This is a genomic window from Pseudomonas sp. PK-RTE-24 (assembly GCF_054052265.1).
In genome coordinates this window covers 2,164,622-2,180,383 of record NZ_CM133224.1, presented here as the reverse complement: position 1 = coordinate 2,180,383, position 15,762 = coordinate 2,164,622, and the positions used below count along the sequence as shown (strand labels likewise).

The 15,762-nt window shown below is 54.7% G+C and carries 28 protein-coding genes; all 28 read right to left on the bottom strand.

Going from position 1 to position 15,762, the window contains the following annotated elements; translation table 11 throughout:
• Positions 1 to 21 precede the first annotated feature (21 nt).
• Complete coding sequence (gene rpsD / locus ACV8MC_RS09725; protein ID WP_003176404.1) at positions 22 to 642, bottom strand: 30S ribosomal protein S4; 621 nt, start codon at positions 640 to 642, stop codon at positions 22 to 24.
• 18 nt (positions 643 to 660) lie between these two features.
• Positions 661 to 1,050: a 30S ribosomal protein S11 gene (gene rpsK, locus ACV8MC_RS09720; protein WP_002555466.1), complete on the bottom strand. Its 390-nt coding sequence runs from the start codon at positions 1,048 to 1,050 to the stop codon at positions 661 to 663.
• A 30-nt stretch (positions 1,051 to 1,080) separates the two neighbouring features.
• Positions 1,081 to 1,437 (bottom strand): 30S ribosomal protein S13, encoded by a 357-nt coding sequence (gene rpsM, locus ACV8MC_RS09715; protein ID WP_003186020.1) that lies wholly within the window; start codon positions 1,435 to 1,437, stop codon positions 1,081 to 1,083.
• 130 nt (positions 1,438 to 1,567) lie between these two features.
• A complete protein-coding gene (gene rpmJ / locus ACV8MC_RS09710; protein ID WP_002555468.1) occupies positions 1,568 to 1,684 on the bottom strand; it encodes a 50S ribosomal protein L36 in 117 nt (38 codons plus the stop codon).
• A 27-nt stretch (positions 1,685 to 1,711) separates the two neighbouring features.
• Entirely contained in the window at positions 1,712 to 3,040 is a 1,329-nt protein-coding gene (gene secY / locus ACV8MC_RS09705; RefSeq protein ID WP_016772945.1) for a preprotein translocase subunit SecY, read from the bottom strand.
• Positions 3,041 to 3,478, bottom strand: coding sequence for a 50S ribosomal protein L15 (gene rplO / locus ACV8MC_RS09700; protein ID WP_003228720.1), 438 nt, complete (start codon positions 3,476 to 3,478; stop codon positions 3,041 to 3,043).
• 3 nt (positions 3,479 to 3,481) lie between these two features.
• Entirely contained in the window at positions 3,482 to 3,658 is a 177-nt protein-coding gene (gene rpmD / locus ACV8MC_RS09695) for a 50S ribosomal protein L30 (RefSeq protein WP_003176408.1), read from the bottom strand.
• Between the two features lie 2 nt (positions 3,659 to 3,660).
• A complete protein-coding gene (gene rpsE / locus ACV8MC_RS09690; protein ID WP_007955637.1) occupies positions 3,661 to 4,161 on the bottom strand; it encodes a 30S ribosomal protein S5 in 501 nt (166 codons plus the stop codon).
• A 3-nt stretch (positions 4,162 to 4,164) separates the two neighbouring features.
• Positions 4,165 to 4,515 (bottom strand): 50S ribosomal protein L18, encoded by a 351-nt coding sequence (rplR, locus tag ACV8MC_RS09685; protein ID WP_003186037.1) that lies wholly within the window; start codon positions 4,513 to 4,515, stop codon positions 4,165 to 4,167.
• 10 nt (positions 4,516 to 4,525) lie between these two features.
• Positions 4,526 to 5,059 (bottom strand): 50S ribosomal protein L6, encoded by a 534-nt coding sequence (gene rplF / locus ACV8MC_RS09680; protein WP_003228722.1) that lies wholly within the window; start codon positions 5,057 to 5,059, stop codon positions 4,526 to 4,528.
• Positions 5,060 to 5,071: 12 nt separating this feature from the next.
• Entirely contained in the window at positions 5,072 to 5,464 is a 393-nt protein-coding gene (rpsH, locus tag ACV8MC_RS09675) for a 30S ribosomal protein S8 (RefSeq protein ID WP_016772944.1), read from the bottom strand.
• A gap of 208 nt (positions 5,465 to 5,672) precedes the next feature.
• The gene (gene rpsN / locus ACV8MC_RS09670) at positions 5,673 to 5,978 is read right to left on the bottom strand and encodes a 30S ribosomal protein S14 (protein WP_003186042.1); all 306 of its coding nucleotides are present in this window, start codon (positions 5,976 to 5,978) and stop codon (positions 5,673 to 5,675) included.
• 13 nt (positions 5,979 to 5,991) lie between these two features.
• Complete coding sequence (rplE, locus tag ACV8MC_RS09665; RefSeq protein WP_003210069.1) at positions 5,992 to 6,531, bottom strand: 50S ribosomal protein L5; 540 nt, start codon at positions 6,529 to 6,531, stop codon at positions 5,992 to 5,994.
• Between the two features lie 20 nt (positions 6,532 to 6,551).
• Positions 6,552 to 6,866 carry a 50S ribosomal protein L24 gene (gene rplX / locus ACV8MC_RS09660; RefSeq protein ID WP_003186046.1) on the bottom strand — a complete coding sequence of 105 codons (315 nt, stop codon included), beginning with the start codon at positions 6,864 to 6,866 and terminating at the stop codon, positions 6,552 to 6,554.
• Between the two features lie 11 nt (positions 6,867 to 6,877).
• Entirely contained in the window at positions 6,878 to 7,246 is a 369-nt protein-coding gene (gene rplN / locus ACV8MC_RS09655) for a 50S ribosomal protein L14 (protein ID WP_002555479.1), read from the bottom strand.
• 23 nt (positions 7,247 to 7,269) lie between these two features.
• Complete coding sequence (gene rpsQ, locus ACV8MC_RS09650) at positions 7,270 to 7,536, bottom strand: 30S ribosomal protein S17 (protein WP_003194644.1); 267 nt, start codon at positions 7,534 to 7,536, stop codon at positions 7,270 to 7,272.
• A 2-nt stretch (positions 7,537 to 7,538) separates the two neighbouring features.
• On the bottom strand, positions 7,539 to 7,730 hold the full coding sequence (rpmC, locus tag ACV8MC_RS09645; protein WP_002555481.1) for a 50S ribosomal protein L29: 192 nt from the start codon (positions 7,728 to 7,730) through the stop codon (positions 7,539 to 7,541).
• Positions 7,730 to 8,143 carry a 50S ribosomal protein L16 gene (rplP, locus tag ACV8MC_RS09640; protein ID WP_003228729.1) on the bottom strand — a complete coding sequence of 138 codons (414 nt, stop codon included), beginning with the start codon at positions 8,141 to 8,143 and terminating at the stop codon, positions 7,730 to 7,732. The genes rpmC and rplP overlap by 1 nt, the downstream gene beginning before the upstream one ends.
• Positions 8,144 to 8,155: 12 nt before the next feature.
• Complete coding sequence (gene rpsC, locus ACV8MC_RS09635) at positions 8,156 to 8,842, bottom strand: 30S ribosomal protein S3 (RefSeq protein WP_003176422.1); 687 nt, start codon at positions 8,840 to 8,842, stop codon at positions 8,156 to 8,158.
• A gap of 13 nt (positions 8,843 to 8,855) precedes the next feature.
• Positions 8,856 to 9,188: a 50S ribosomal protein L22 gene (gene rplV / locus ACV8MC_RS09630; protein ID WP_003103908.1), complete on the bottom strand. Its 333-nt coding sequence runs from the start codon at positions 9,186 to 9,188 to the stop codon at positions 8,856 to 8,858.
• Between the two features lie 11 nt (positions 9,189 to 9,199).
• Positions 9,200 to 9,475 (bottom strand): 30S ribosomal protein S19, encoded by a 276-nt coding sequence (rpsS, locus tag ACV8MC_RS09625; RefSeq protein WP_011336172.1) that lies wholly within the window; start codon positions 9,473 to 9,475, stop codon positions 9,200 to 9,202.
• A 16-nt stretch (positions 9,476 to 9,491) separates the two neighbouring features.
• On the bottom strand, positions 9,492 to 10,316 hold the full coding sequence (gene rplB / locus ACV8MC_RS09620; protein ID WP_016772943.1) for a 50S ribosomal protein L2: 825 nt from the start codon (positions 10,314 to 10,316) through the stop codon (positions 9,492 to 9,494).
• A gap of 14 nt (positions 10,317 to 10,330) precedes the next feature.
• Positions 10,331 to 10,630, bottom strand: a complete 300-nt coding sequence (rplW, locus tag ACV8MC_RS09615) for a 50S ribosomal protein L23 (protein WP_002555488.1) — start codon at positions 10,628 to 10,630, stop codon at positions 10,331 to 10,333.
• Positions 10,627 to 11,229: a 50S ribosomal protein L4 gene (gene rplD / locus ACV8MC_RS09610; protein ID WP_003228735.1), complete on the bottom strand. Its 603-nt coding sequence runs from the start codon at positions 11,227 to 11,229 to the stop codon at positions 10,627 to 10,629. The genes rplW and rplD overlap by 4 nt, the downstream gene beginning before the upstream one ends.
• A gap of 12 nt (positions 11,230 to 11,241) precedes the next feature.
• On the bottom strand, positions 11,242 to 11,877 hold the full coding sequence (rplC, locus tag ACV8MC_RS09605; protein ID WP_003228738.1) for a 50S ribosomal protein L3: 636 nt from the start codon (positions 11,875 to 11,877) through the stop codon (positions 11,242 to 11,244).
• Between the two features lie 80 nt (positions 11,878 to 11,957).
• The gene (gene rpsJ, locus ACV8MC_RS09600) at positions 11,958 to 12,269 is read right to left on the bottom strand and encodes a 30S ribosomal protein S10 (RefSeq protein WP_003186070.1); all 312 of its coding nucleotides are present in this window, start codon (positions 12,267 to 12,269) and stop codon (positions 11,958 to 11,960) included.
• Between the two features lie 154 nt (positions 12,270 to 12,423).
• Positions 12,424 to 13,617: an elongation factor Tu gene (tuf, locus tag ACV8MC_RS09595; protein WP_064361246.1), complete on the bottom strand. Its 1,194-nt coding sequence runs from the start codon at positions 13,615 to 13,617 to the stop codon at positions 12,424 to 12,426.
• A gap of 31 nt (positions 13,618 to 13,648) precedes the next feature.
• On the bottom strand, positions 13,649 to 15,754 hold the full coding sequence (gene fusA, locus ACV8MC_RS09590) for an elongation factor G (protein ID WP_016772942.1): 2,106 nt from the start codon (positions 15,752 to 15,754) through the stop codon (positions 13,649 to 13,651).
• Positions 15,755 to 15,762: the final 8 nt, after the last annotated feature.

The following is a 15,762-nucleotide window of genomic DNA, read 5'->3' as shown; positions in this document are numbered from 1 at the left end:
GATGCACCTATTTTCTAGCCCTTACTTGGAGTAGAGCTCGACAATCAGGCTTTCGTTGATGTCGGCGGACAGATCACTGCGAGCAGGAACGTTCTTGAAAACGCCCGACTTCTTCTCAGTGTCTACTTCTACCCATTCTACGCGGCCACGTTGGGCACACAGATCGAGAGCTTGGACAATGCGAAGCTGGTTTTTTGCTTTCTCGCGAACTGCAACCACGTCACCAGCACGAACCTGATACGACGGAACGTTTACGGTCTGACCGTTAACGCTGATCGACTTGTGCGATACCAGTTGACGGGATTCGGCACGAGTCGAACCAAAGCCCATACGGTATACAACGTTGTCCAGACGGCATTCGAGCAGTTGCAGCAGGTTTTCACCGGTTGCACCTTTCTTGCCAGCAGCTTCTTTGTAGTAGCCGCTGAACTGACGCTCGAGAACGCCGTAGATACGACGGACCTTCTGCTTTTCACGCAGTTGGGTGCCGTAGTCGGACTGGCGACCGCGGCGCTGGCCGTGGATACCAGGTGCTGCTTCAATGTTGCACTTCGATTCGATCGCGCGCACGCCGCTCTTCAGGAAGAGATCGGTGCCTTCGCGACGAGCGAGTTTGCATTTTGGACCAATGTAACGAGCCATTCTTTACAATCTCCTGGATTACACGCGGCGCTTCTTCGGCGGACGGCACCCGTTGTGCGGGATTGGCGTCACGTCGGTGATGCTGGCGATCTTGTAGCCACAGCCGTTCAAAGCGCGGACTGCGGATTCACGACCTGGACCTGGACCCTTGACGTTGACGTCGAGGTTTTTCAGGCCGTATTCCAGCGCAGCTTGACCAGCACGTTCAGCAGCTACTTGAGCAGCGAACGGGGTGGACTTGCGGGAACCGCGGAAACCCGAACCACCGGAGGTAGCCCAGGAAAGAGCGTTACCTTGACGGTCGGTAATGGTCACGATGGTGTTGTTAAAAGATGCATGGATGTGGGCGATGCCATCAACCACTGTCTTTTTAACTTTTTTACGAGGACGAGCAGCAGGTTTTGCCATGATTAAATTCCTGTCGATTCGCTGGGGCGATTACTTGCGGATCGGCTTACGCGGACCTTTACGGGTACGCGCGTTGGTCTTGGTACGCTGACCGCGTACTGGCAGACCACGACGATGACGCAGACCGCGATAGCAACCGAGGTCCATCAAGCGCTTGATTTTCATGTTGATTTCGCGACGCAGGTCACCTTCAGTGGTGAACTTCGCCACTTCGCCACGCAGCTGTTCAATTTGCTCGTCGCTCAGATCTTTGATCTTTGCTGCTGGGTTTACCCCAGTCACTGCACAGATCTTCTGCGCAGTAGTGCGACCAACACCATAGATGTAGGTCAGCGAGATAACAGTATGCTTGTTATCTGGAATGTTAACGCCTGCAATACGGGCCATTCAGTGGGACTCCAATTGACAGCTACCTACGCCCCGGAAGCCAAGAAATAGGGCGCGAGATAATATCGCTGTAATAACAAATAATCAACCCGGTAGCGCACTAGCTACCGGGCTTGAAGCACAATCACACTCAGCCTTGGCGCTGTTTGTGACGCGGTTCCGCGCTGCAAATTACTCGAACAACACCTTCGCGGCGAATAATCTTGCAGTTACGGCACAGCTTTTTCACCGATGCACGAACTTTCATCACCAACTCCTCGAACCTTATGGGTACTCAGCGCAACATGCCGCTGCCGTAACCCTTCAGGTTGGCTTTCTTCATCAGGGATTCGTACTGGTGCGAAACGAGGTGCGATTGTACTTGGGACATGAAGTCCATCACAACCACGACCACGATCAGCAACGAGGTCCCGCCAAGGTAGAACGGAACGTTTGCTGCAACCACCAGGAATTGGGGCAACAGGCACACGGCCGTCATGTAAAGAGCACCGAACAGGGTCAAGCGGGTCAGAACGCCATCAATATAGCGCGCAGACTGCTCACCTGGACGAATGCCCGGAATAAAGGCACCGGACTTCTTCAGGTTTTCCGCTACGTCTTTCGGATTGAACATCAACGCCGTATAGAAGAAGCAGAAGAAAATAATCCCTGCACTAAACAGCAGAATATTCAACGGCTGACCAGGAGCGATCGACTGCGAGATGTCCTGCAACCAGCCCATACCTTCAGACTGACCGAACCAGGCACCCAACGAAGCCGGGAACAGCAAAATGCTGCTCGCGAAAATAGCCGGAATAACACCGGCCATGTTCACCTTCAGCGGCAAGTGGCTTGTCTGCGCAGCAAAAACCTTGCGGCCCTGCTGACGCTTGGCGTAATGAACAGCGATACGACGCTGACCACGCTCAATGAACACCACGAAACCGATAATCGCTACTGCCAGCAAACCGATGGCAACCAGGGCGAAGATGTTGATATCACCCTGACGCGCAGACTCGAAAGACTGCCCGATTGCTCTCGGAAGACCGGCGACGATACCCGAAAAAATCAACATCGAGATACCGTTGCCAACACCACGCTCAGTAATCTGCTCACCCAGCCACATCATGAACATCGCACCAGCCACAAATGTGGTTACCGCGACGAAATGGAAGCCAAAGTCACCAGTGAACGCGACGCCCTGCCCCGCCAGACCAATGGACATGCCAATAGCCTGGACCAGAGCGAGAGCGACGGTGAGGTAGCGGGTGTACTGGCTAATCTTGCGACGGCCAGCTTCACCTTCCTTCTTCAACTGCTCCAGCTGCGGGCTGACGGCGGTCATCAGTTGCATGATGATCGATGCCGAAATGTACGGCATGATCCCCAGTGCAAAGATGCTCATCCGTTCCAGCGCGCCGCCGGAGAACATGTTGAACAAGCTAAGAATGGTCCCCTCATTCTGTCGAAACAGGTCTGCGAGTCGGTCCGGGTTGATACCTGGAACCGGGATGTGTGCGCCTATTCGGTAGACGATAATCGCCAGGAACAGAAAACGCAGACGAGCCCAGAGTTCAGACATACCGCCTTTGCCGAGCGCAGAGAGAGCACCTTGCTTAGCCATTTATTCCTCGAACTTGCCGCCAGCTGCTTCGATAGCCGCACGCGCACCTTTGGTGGCGCCGATTCCCTTGCCGATAGTGACAGCGCGAGTCACTTCACCGGACAGCATGATTTTCACACGCTGTACGTTGACGTTGATCACGTTGGCATCTTTCAGGGACTGCACAGTAACGATGTCGCCTTCCACTTTAGCCAGCTCGGACAAACGCACTTCTGCGCGATCCATGGCTTTCAGGGAAACGAAACCGAACTTAGGCAGACGACGATGCAGCGGCTGTTGACCGCCTTCAAAGCCTGGAGCGATGGTGCCACCGGAGCGGGAGGTCTGACCTTTGTGACCACGGCCACCAGTCTTGCCCAAACCACTACCGATACCACGGCCCGGACGATGCTTTTCGCGACGGGAACCCGGCGCTGGACTCAGATCATTGAGTTTCATCGATTAACCCTCGACACGCAGCATGTAGTAAGCCTTGTTGATCATCCCGCGATTCTCGGGAGTATCCTGGACTTCTACAGTGTGACCGATGCGACGCAGACCCAGACCCTTAACGCACAGTTTGTGGTTAGGGATGCGGCCGGTCATGCTTTTGATCAGCGTAACTTTAACGGTAGCCATGATTACTTGATCTCCTCAACACGCAGGCCACGCTTGGCAGCGATGGACTCAGGAGACTGCATAGCCTTCAGACCCTTGAAAGTGGCGTGAACCACGTTTACCGGGTTAGTCGAGCCGTAGCACTTGGCCAGAACGTTCTGAACGCCAGCAACTTCGAGGACAGCACGCATAGCGCCGCCAGCGATGATACCGGTACCTTCAGAAGCAGGCTGCATGTACACCTTCGAAGCGCCGTGAGCGGACTTCATTGCGTACTGCAGAGTGGTGCCGTTCAGGTCAACTTGAATCATGTTGCGGCGAGCAGCTTCCATTGCCTTCTGGATCGCAGCAGGCACTTCACGCGACTTGCCACGGCCGAAGCCAACACGCCCTTTACCATCACCAACCACGGTCAACGCGGTGAAAGTGAAGATACGGCCGCCTTTAACGGTTTTGGCTACGCGGTTAACTTGAACCAGCTTCTCGATGTAGCCTTCGTCGCGCTTTTGGTCGTTATTTGACATAACTTAGAACTCCAGCCCAGCTTCACGAGCAGCATCAGCCAGCGCTTTAACGCGGCCATGGTACTTGAAGCCAGAGCGGTCGAAAGCCACTTGCGATACGCCAGCGGCCTTAGCACGCGTAGCGACCAGCTGGCCAACCTTTGTGGCCGCGTCGATGTTGCCAGTGGCACCATCACGCAGTTCTTTATCCAAAGTCGAGGCACTTGCCAGGACTTTGTTGCCGTCGGCCGAGATGACCTGGGCGTAGATGTGCTGCGACGAGCGGAACACGCAGAGACGCACGACTTCGAGTTCGTGCATTTTCAGGCGTGCTTTGCGAGCGCGACGCAGTCGAGTAACTTTTTTGTCGGTCATTTGCTATGCCCTACTTCTTCTTGGCTTCTTTACGACGGACGACTTCGTCCGCGTAGCGCACACCTTTGCCTTTGTACGGCTCTGGTGGACGGAAGTCGCGGATCTCGGCGGCCACTTGACCTACCAGCTGCTTGTCGATGCCCTTGATCAGGATATCGGTCTGGCTAGGAGTCTCAGCGGTGATGCCTTCCGGCAGTTCGTAATCCACTGGGTGCGAGAAGCCAAGAGCCAGGTTCAGAACCTGACCTTTTGCTTGCGCTTTGTAACCAACACCGACCAGCTGGAGCTTGCGCTCGAAGCCTTGGCTTACGCCCTGGACCATGTTGTTTACCAACGCACGCGTGGTACCGGCCATTGCGCGAGTTTGTTGATCGCCATTGCGAGCAGCGAAACGCAGCTCACCAGCTTCTTCAACGATCTCAACGGACGAATGGATGTTCAGTTCAAGAGTGCCCTTGGCACCCTTCACCGAAAGCTGTTGGCCTGCGAATTTGACTTCGACACCGGCTGGCAGCTTAACGGGGTTCTTAGCGACGCGAGACATGCTTATCCCCCCTTAGAACACAGTGCAAAGAACTTCGCCGCCGACACCGGCAGCGCGCGCAGCACGATCAGTCATCACACCTTTGTTGGTGGAGACGATAGACACGCCAAGACCGCCACGAACTTTCGGCAGATCTTCAACGGACTTGTACTGACGCAGGCCTGGACGACTAACGCGCTTCACTTCTTCGATAACCGGACGGCCTTCGAAGTACTTCAGCGAGATGGACAGCGACGGCTTGGCGTCGGTGGTGATCTGAAAATCCGCGATGTAACCTTCGTCCTTCAGGACTTTTGCTACAGCAGCCTTCAACGTGGAAGACGGCATGCTTACGACAGACTTTTCAGCCATCTGGGCATTACGGATTCGAGTTAGCATGTCCGCTAACGGGTCCTGCATACTCATGGGCTAGACGCTCCTAATACAAAAAAATTAGCCTTGCGGCTACTACTTGTCGCCGAGAACTTCCGGGCAGAAAAACACGGGCTCAGGCGAGCCGGTCATTCTAGACACACCCCAGAAATGAATCAAGCCCCAAAAGGGGCTTGATTCAGATTCAAGGCCACCGATGGTCAGGTTCTTGCGAACCCGAACATCGAGACTTTGACAACTGTTACCAGCTGGCTTTAACCAGACCTGGTACGTCACCACGCATTGCAGCTTGACGCAGCATGTTACGGCCGAGGCCGAACTTGCGGTACACGCCGTGCGGACGACCAGTCAGGCGGCAACGGTTACGCATGCGCGAAGCGCTTGCGTCACGTGGTTGCTTCTGCAGAGCTACGGTAGCTTCCCAACGCGCTTCTGGACTTGCGTTCAGATCGACGATGATAGCTTTCAGCGCTGCACGCTTGGTGGCGTACTTGGCAACGGTGAGCTGACGCTTCAGCTCACGGTTCTTCATGCTCTTCTTGGCCATTTTCCTACTCCAATCAGTTGCGGAACGGGAATTTGAAAGCACGCAGCAGAGCGCGGCCTTCATCATCGTTCTTGGCAGTGGTGGTCAGGGTAATGTCCAGACCGCGGAGAGCATCGATCTTGTCGTAGTCGATTTCCGGGAAGATGATCTGCTCTTTCACGCCCATGCTGTAGTTGCCGCGACCATCGAAGGACTTGGCATTCAGGCCGCGGAAGTCGCGAACCCGAGGCAGGGAGATCGACAGCAGACGATCCAGGAACTCGTACATACGCTCACGGCGCAGGGTCACTTTGACGCCGATCGGCCATCCTTCGCGGACTTTAAAGCCAGCGATGGATTTACGAGCGTAGGTCACAACGACTTTCTGGCCGGTGATCTTTTCCAGGTCAGCAACAGCGTGCTCGATGACTTTTTTGTCGCCGATCGCTTCGCCCAGACCCATGTTCAGGGTGATTTTGGTAACGCGCGGAACTTCCATCACGTTCGAAAGCTTAAGTTCTTCCTTAAGTTTCGGAGCGATTTCCTTCCGGTAAATCTCTTTTAGTCGTGCCATGGTCTTCTACCTAGCAGTGTTCAAGCATCAACCGCTTTTTGGGTCGACTTGAAGACACGAATTTTCTTACCGTCTTCTACTTTGAAACCAACGCGGTCAGCCTTGTTGGTTTCGCCGTTGAAGATGGCGACGTTGGAAGCGTGCAGTGGCGCTTCTTTCTCGACGATACCGCCCTGTACGCCCGACATCGGGTTAGGCTTGGTATGACGCTTGACCAGGTTCAGACCACCAACAACCAGACGGTTGTCAGCAAGAACCTTCAGCACCTTACCGCGCTTACCTTTGTCTTTGCCGGCGATCACGATGATCTCGTCGTCACGACGAATCTTTTGCATGTCGGATCTCCTTACAGCACTTCTGGGGCGAGCGAGACGATCTTCATGAACTTCTCAGTACGAAGTTCACGGGTCACTGGCCCAAAGATACGGGTGCCGATCGGCTCTTGCTTGTTGTTCAGAAGAACAGCAGCGTTGCCATCAAAGCGGATAATGGAGCCATCAGCACGACGTACGCCGTGACGAGTGCGGACTACAACAGCAGTCATCACTTGGCCTTTTTTCACTTTACCGCGAGGAATTGCTTCCTTCACGGTAACTTTGATGATGTCACCGATACCAGCGTAACGACGATGGGAGCCACCCAGCACCTTGATGCACATAACACGGCGAGCGCCGCTGTTATCGGCCACATCGAGCATGGATTGAGTCTGAATCATATAATTTCTCCGACCCCTAGCCCTTAGACTTCCACAGCGCGTTCGAGAACATCAACCAGCGCCCAAGACTTGGTCTTGGCCATCGGACGAGTTTCACGAATAGTGACTTTGTCGCCGATGTGGCACTGATTGGTTTCGTCGTGCGCGTGCAGCTTAGTCGAACGCTTAACGTATTTACCGTAGATCGGGTGCTTTACGCGACGCTCGATCAGAACGGTGATGGTTTTGTCCATCTTGTCGCTGACAACACGGCCAGTCAGCGTACGGACAGTTTTTTCGGCTTCAGCCATGATCACTTACCTGCCTGCTGGTTGAGCACAGTCTTCACGCGAGCGATGTCACGCTTAACTTGCGAGAGCAGATGAGACTGCCCCAACTGGCCAGTTGCTTTCTGCATGCGCAGATTGAACTGGTCGCGCAGCAAGCCGAGCAGTTGCTCGTTCAGCTGCTGTGCGGATTTTTCACGAAGTTCATTCGCTTTCATCACATCACCGTCCGTTTAACAAAGGAGGTGGCGAGCGGCAGCTTTGCAGCAGCCAGGGCGAAAGCCTCACGCGCCAGCTCTTCAGAAACACCCTCGATTTCATACAGGACTTTGCCTGGCTGAATCTGGGCAACCCAGTACTCCACGTTACCCTTACCTTTACCCATACGAACCTCGAGAGGCTTCTTGGAAATCGGCTTGTCCGGGAATACACGGATCCAGATCTTGCCGCCACGTTTTACGTGACGGGTCAGAGCACGACGCGCTGACTCGATCTGACGAGCGGTGAGACGACCACGAGCAACAGACTTCAGCGCGAACTCGCCGAAGCTGACTTTGCTACCGCGCAGTGCCAGACCACGGTTGTGGCCGGTCATCTGCTTGCGGAACTTCGTACGCTTTGGTTGCAACATTTGGCGTACCCCTTACTTAGCAGCTTTTTTACGAGGCGCTGGTGCTTGTGGTTTCAGTTCTTCTTGGCGACCACCAATAACTTCGCCTTTGAAGATCCAAACCTTTACACCGATCACACCGTAAGTGGTGTGAGCTTCGTAGTTGGCATAGTCGATGTCGGCACGCAGGGTGTGCAGTGGCACACGACCTTCGCGATACCATTCAGTACGTGCGATTTCAGCACCGCCGAGACGACCGCTCACTTGGATTTTGATGCCTTTGGCACCAATGCGCATGGCGTTCTGTACAGCGCGCTTCATAGCGCGACGGAACATTACACGACGCTCCAGCTGCTGAGCTACGCTCTGCGCAACCAGCATACCGTCGAGCTCCGGCTTGCGGATCTCTTCGATATTGATGTGCACAGGCACACCCATTTGCTTGGTCAGGTCCTGACGCAGTTTCTCAACATCTTCACCTTTCTTCCCGATAACGATACCTGGACGAGCGGTGTGGATGGTGATGCGTGCAGTTTGGGCCGGACGATGGATATCGATACGGCTTACGGACGCGCTTTTTAGTTTGTCTTGGAGATACTCACGCACTTTCAGATCTGCGAACAAGTAGTCCGCATAAGTCCGACCGTCTGCGTACCAGACGGAGGTGTGCTCCTTGACGATTCCCAGGCGAATGCCAATGGGATGTACTTTCTGACCCATCTCTTCGACTCCGTTACTTGTCAGCAACCTTGACAGTGATATGGCAAGACCGCTTGACGATGCGATCAGCACGGCCTTTGGCACGTGGCATGATGCGCTTCAGCGAACGCCCTTCGTTGACGAAAACGGTGCTGACCTTGAGGTCATCAACGTCTGCGCCTTCGTTATGCTCGGCGTTGGCTACGGCCGACTCCAGCACTTTCTTCATGATCTCGGCGGCTTTCTTACTGCTGAAAGCCAACAGGTTGAGCGCTTCGCCCACCTTCTTCCCGCGGATCTGGTCGGCGACCAAGCGGGCTTTCTGGGCGGAGATTCGAGCGCCCGACAACTTAGCGGCTACTTCCATTTCCTTACCCCTTAACGCTTGGCTTTCTTGTCAGCCACGTGCCCGCGATAGTTGCGGGTACCGGCGAACTCGCCCAGTTTGTGGCCGACCATGTCTTCGTTAACGAGAACTGGGACGTGCTGACGACCGTTGTGTACTGCGATGGTCAGACCGACCATTTGTGGCAGGATCATCGAACGACGCGACCAGGTTTTAATTGGTTTGCGATCGTTCTTTTCCGCCGCCACTTCGATCTTCTTCAGTAGGTGAAGATCAATAAAAGGACCTTTTTTCAGAGAACGTGGCACTGTCGTATCCCTCTATTTACTTGCGACGACGGACGATCATTTTGTCGGTACGCTTATTACCACGAGTCTTCGCGCCCTTAGTCGGGAAGCCCCATGGCGATACCGGATGACGACCACCAGAGGTACGACCTTCACCACCACCATGTGGGTGGTCAACCGGGTTCATGGCAACACCACGAACGGTTGGGCGAACGCCACGCCAGCGTTTGGCACCAGCTTTACCCAGCGAACGCAGGCTGTGCTCGGAGTTCGAGACTTCACCCAGGGTCGCACGGCATTCAGCCAGGACTTTACGCATTTCACCGGAACGCAGACGCAGGGTCACGTAGACACCTTCACGAGCGATCAGCTGAGCCGAAGCACCAGCGGAACGAGCGATCTGTGCACCTTTACCTGGCTTCAATTCGATGCCGTGTACGGTAGAACCGACTGGAATGTTGCGCAGTTGCAGAGCGTTGCCTGGCTTGATTGGAGCCAGAGCGCCTGCGATCAGCTGGTCGCCAGCACTCACGCCTTTAGGGGCGATGATGTAGCGACGCTCGCCGTCTGCGTAGCACAGCAGTGCGATGTGAGCAGTACGGTTTGGATCGTATTCGATACGCTCGACAGTGGCGACGATGCCATCTTTGTCGTTGCGACGGAAATCGACCATACGGTAATGCTGCTTATGACCACCACCGATGTGACGAGTGGTAATACGGCCATTGTTGTTACGACCACCAGACTTCGATTTTTTCTCGAGCAGCGGTGCGTGAGGAGCGCCTTTATGCAGCTCCTGGTTGACCACCTTGACCACAAAACGGCGGCCAGGGGAAGTCGGTTTGCATTTAACGATTGCCATGATGCACCCCTTCCTTACTCAGCACTGCTGCTGAAATCGAGATCTTGGCCTGGCTGAAGGGAGATAACTGCCTTCTTCCAGTCATTACGCTTGCCCAGACCGCGAGCAGTGCGCTTGCTCTTACCCAGAACGTTCAGGGTAGTGACGCGCTCTACTTTCACGCTGAACAGGCTTTCGACGGCCTTCTTGATTTCCAGCTTGGTTGCATCGGTAGCAACCTTGAAAACGAACTGGCCTTTCTTGTCTGCCAGAACCGTAGCCTTCTCGGAAACGTGCGGGCCAAGCAGAACTTTAAATACGCGTTCCTGGTTCATCCCAGCAGCTCCTCGAATTTCTTCACGGCCGACACGGTGATCAACACCTTGTCGTATGCGATCAGACTAACTGGATCGGAACCTTGCACGTCACGTACATCTACGTGCGGCAGGTTGCGAGCAGCCAGGTACAGGTTCTGATCAACAGCGTCCGACACGATCAGAACGTCGGTCAGGCTCATGTTGTTCAGTTTGCCCAGCAGATCTTTGGTTTTCGGAGTTTCAACAGCGAAATCCTGAACCACGACCAGACGATCAGTACGCACCAGCTCAGCAAGGATGGAACGCATTGCTGCGCGATACATCTTCTTGTTCAGCTTCTGGGAGTGATCCTGTGGACGAGCTGCGAAAGTGGTACCGCCGCCACGCCAGATTGGGCTACGGATAGTACCGGCACGAGCACGGCCAGTACCTTTCTGACGCCATGGGCGCTTGCCGCCACCACGAACGTCGGAACGGGTCTTCTGCTGCTTGCTACCTTGACGGCCGCCGGCCATGTAGGCCACGACTGCTTGGTGAACCAGCGTCTCGTTGAATTCGCCGCCAAATGTCAGTTCGGAAACTTCGATCGCTTGAGCGTCATTTACATTTAATTGCATGTCAGCTTCCCCTTAACCGCGAGCCTTGGCTGCTGGACGTACAACCAGGTTGCCGCCAGTAGCGCCAGGAACAGCACCCTTGACCAACAACAGATTGCGTTCAGCGTCCACGCGCACTACTTCCAGGGACTGCACGGTCACGCGCTCAGCGCCCATATGACCGGACATTTTTTTGCCCTTGAATACACGACCAGGAGTCTGGCACTGGCCGATAGAGCCTGGGACGCGGTGGGATACGGAGTTACCGTGGGTGTTATCTTGCCCGCGGAAATTCCAACGCTTGATCGTACCCTGGAAGCCTTTACCCTTGGACTGACCGGTTACATCAACCAGTTGACCAGCGGCGAAGATTTCAGCGTTGATCAGATCGCCAGCCTGGTACTCGCCTTCTTCAAGGCGGAATTCCATGGTGGTGCGACCAGCGGCAACGTTCGCTTTAGCGAAGTGGCCAGCCTGAGCTGCTGTTACACGCGAAGCGCGACGCTCGCCGACAGTGACTTGCACTGCACGATAGCCATCGGTCTCTTCAGTTTTGAACTGGGTGACGCGATTCGGCTCGATCTCAATGACCGTGACCGGAATGGAGACACCTTCTTCGGTGAAAATACGGGTCATACCGCATTTACGACCGACTACACCAATAGTCATGTTGTAAACCTCATGAGTGTACGGGGCTTTCACCCGCTATGGCCGCCCATTTCAGAGCGTTACACGACCAAGACCGAGTCTTAGCCGAGGCTGATCTGCACTTCCACACCGGCCGCAAGATCAAGCTTCATCAGCGCGTCAACGGTTTTATCCGTTGGCTGGACGATGTCCAGAACACGCTTATGAGTGCGGATCTCGTACTGGTCACGCGCGTCTTTGTTGACGTGCGGGGAAACCAGAACGGTGAACCGCTCTTTACGGGTAGGCAGTGGAATTGGACCACGCACTTGAGCACCAGTACGTTTCGCGGTTTCCACGATTTCCTGGGTTGATTGGTCGATCAGGCGATGGTCAAAAGCCTTCAACCTGATACGGATTTGCTGATTTTGCATTGGATTTCAGACTCCGGCTGCTATTCCCACCGGGCGCAATACGCCCGTTAAAAGGAGGCGCAATTCTATAGACGCCCCCGATAGGTGTCAACCCAATAAAAAAGCCCCCGCTGAGCGGGGGCTTTTTCAATTCATCAAGCTGACTTTAAAAGTCTTACTCGATGATTTTGGCTACGACGCCAGCGCCGACGGTACGACCGCCTTCACGGATAGCGAAACGCAGACCATCTTCCATCGCGATGGTTTTGATCAGGGTAACAGTCATCTGAATGTTGTCACCTGGCATTACCATTTCAACGCCTTCTGGCAGCTCGCAGTTACCAGTCACGTCAGTAGTACGGAAGTAGAACTGTGGACGGTAGCCTTTGAAGAACGGAGTGTGACGACCGCCTTCTTCCTTGCTCAGAACGTAAACTTCTGCGGTGAACTTGGTGTGCGGCTTGACCGAACCTGGCTTGACCAGAACCTGGCCACGCTCAACGTCGTCACGCTTGGTACCACGCAGCAGAACGCCGCAGTTCTCGCCAGCACGACCTTCGTCGAGCAGCTTGCGGAACATTTCAACACCGGTGCAAGTAGTAACGGTGGTGTCACGCAGACCAACGATTTCCAGCGGATCCTGAACGCGAACGATACCGCGCTCGATACGACCAGTCACAACAGTACCGCGACCCGAGATCGAGAATACGTCTTCGATTGGCATCAGGAATGGCTTGTCGATCATACGAACTGGCTCTGGGATGTAGGCATCCAGAGTTTCAACCAGTTTCTTGACGGCAGTGGTGCCCATCTCGTTGTCGTCTTTGCCTTCCAGCGCCATACGAGCCGAACCGATGATGATCGGAGTGTCGTCGCCCGGGAAGTCGTAAGTCGACAGCAGGTCACGAACTTCCATCTCAACCAGTTCCAGCAGCTCAGCGTCGTCTACCAGGTCAGCCTTGTTCAGGAAGACCACGATGTACGGAACGCCAACCTGACGGGACAGCAGGATGTGCTCACGGGTTTGCGGCATCGGACCATCAGCGGCCGAGCAAACCAGGATAGCGCCGTCCATCTGAGCAGCACCGGTGATCATGTTCTTCACGTAGTCAGCGTGACCTGGGCAGTCAACGTGAGCGTAGTGACGGATCTTCGAGTTGTACTCAACGTGCGCGGTATTGATGGTGATACCGCGAGCTTTTTCTTCTGGTGCACTGTCGATCTTGTCGAAGTCAACGATTGCAGAACCGAAAACTTCGGAGCAAACGCGAGTCAGAGCAGCAGTCAGAGTGGTTTTACCGTGGTCAACGTGACCGATGGTGCCAACGTTGACGTGCGGTAGGGAACGATCAAATTTTTCTTTAGCCACGACAATTAACTCCTAGCCTAAAGGGGCTGAATCAGCCTTGTTTTTTGGTTACGGATTCGACGATGTGCGACGGAGCCGTATCATATTTTTTGAATTCCATAGAGTAGCTTGCGCGACCCTGGGACATGGAACGAACGTCGGTCGCATAACCGAACATCTCACCCAGTGGAACCTCGGCACGGATAACCTTGCCGGACACTGTGTCTTCCATACCCTGGATCATGCCGCGACGACGGTTAAGGTCGCCCATCACATCACCCATATAGTCTTCAGGCGTAACAACCTCTACCGCCATGATCGGCTCGAGCAACTCACCACCACCCTTCTGGGCCAGTTGCTTGGTCGCCATGGAAGCAGCCACTTTAAACGCCATCTCGTTGGAGTCGACGTCGTGGTAAGAACCATCGAACACGGTAGCCTTCAGGCCGATCAGCGGATAGCCGGCAACAACGCCGTTCTTCATCTGCTCTTCGATACCCTTCTGGATAGCCGGGATGTATTCCTTAGGAACCACACCACCTACAACTTCGTTCACGAATTGCAGACCTTCCTGACCTTCGTCAGCAGGAGCAAAACGGATCCAGCAGTGACCGAACTGGCCGCGACCACCGGACTGACGAACGAACTTGCCTTCGATTTCACAGTTCTTCGTGATGCGCTCACGATACGAAACCTGAGGCTTGCCGATGTTGGCTTCGACGTTGAACTCACGGCGCATCCGGTCAACCAGGATGTCCAGGTGCAGCTCGCCCATGCCGGAGATGATCGTCTGACCAGTCTCTTCATCAGTTTTAACGCGGAAAGACGGGTCTTCCTGAGCAAGTTTGCCCAGAGCGATACCCATTTTTTCCTGGTCATCCTTGGTCTTAGGCTCTACGGCAACCGAAATAACCGGCTCCGGGAAGTCCATGCGAACCAGGATGATTGGCTTGTCAGCGTTGCAGAGGGTTTCACCAGTGGTGACGTCCTTCATGCCGATCAGGGCCGCGATGTCACCAGCGCGTACTTCCTTGATCTCTTCACGGGCGTTTGCGTGCATTTGCACCATACGACCCACGCGCTCTTTCTTGCCTTTGACCGAGTTGATCACGCCGTCGCCGGAGTTCAACACGCCCGAGTAAACGCGGACGAAGGTCAGAGTACCCACGAATGGGTCGGTAGCGATCTTGAACGCCAGAGCCGCGAAAGGCTCGTTGTCGTCTGCATGACGCTCCATCTCTTCTTCCTCGTTATCAGGGTTGGAACCCTTGATAGCAGGAATGTCGGTCGGAGCAGGCAGGTAGTCGATAACGGCGTCGAGAACCAGGGGAACGCCCTTGTTCTTGAACGAAGAACCGCAAACGGCCAGAACGATTTCGCCGGCGATAGTACGCTGACGCAAAGCAGCCTTGATCTCTTCGATCGACAGCTCTTCGCCTTCCAGGTACTTGTTCATCAGCTCTTCGTTGGCTTCGGCGGCAGCTTCAACCATGTTGTTGCGCCACTCTTCCGCCAGCTCTTGCAGCTCGGCAGGAATGTCCTTGCGAACAGGAACCATACCTTTGTCGGAGTCGTTCCAGTAGACAGCTTGCATGTTGATCAGATCGATCTGACCCTGGAAGTTGTCTTCGGAACCGATGGCCAACTGGATCGGCACCGGAGTGTGACCCAGACGCTGCTTGATCTGACCGATCACGCGCAGGAAGTTGGCGCCGGCACGGTCCATCTTGTTTACGTAAACAAGACGTGGAACGCCGTATTTGTTGGCTTGACGCCATACGGTTTCCGACTGCGGCTCAACACCCGAAGTACCGCAGAACACAACGACAGCGCCGTCGAGTACGCGCAGGGAACGCTCAACTTCAATGGTGAAGTCAACGTGGCCCGGGGTATCGATTACGTTGAAACGGTGCTCGTGAGAGTACTGCTTCTCGGAACCTTTCCAGAAGGCGGTAATGGCAGCAGAAGTAATGGTAATACCACGCTCCTGCTCCTGAACCATCCAGTCTGTGGTCGCGGCGCCATCATGCACCTCGCCCATTTTGTGACTTTTGCCGGTGTAAAACAGTACGCGCTCGGTGGTGGTGGTTTTACCAGCATCCACGTGAGCGACGATACCGATGTTACGGTAGCGGCTAATCGGAGTAGTACGAGCCATAAAGCCCT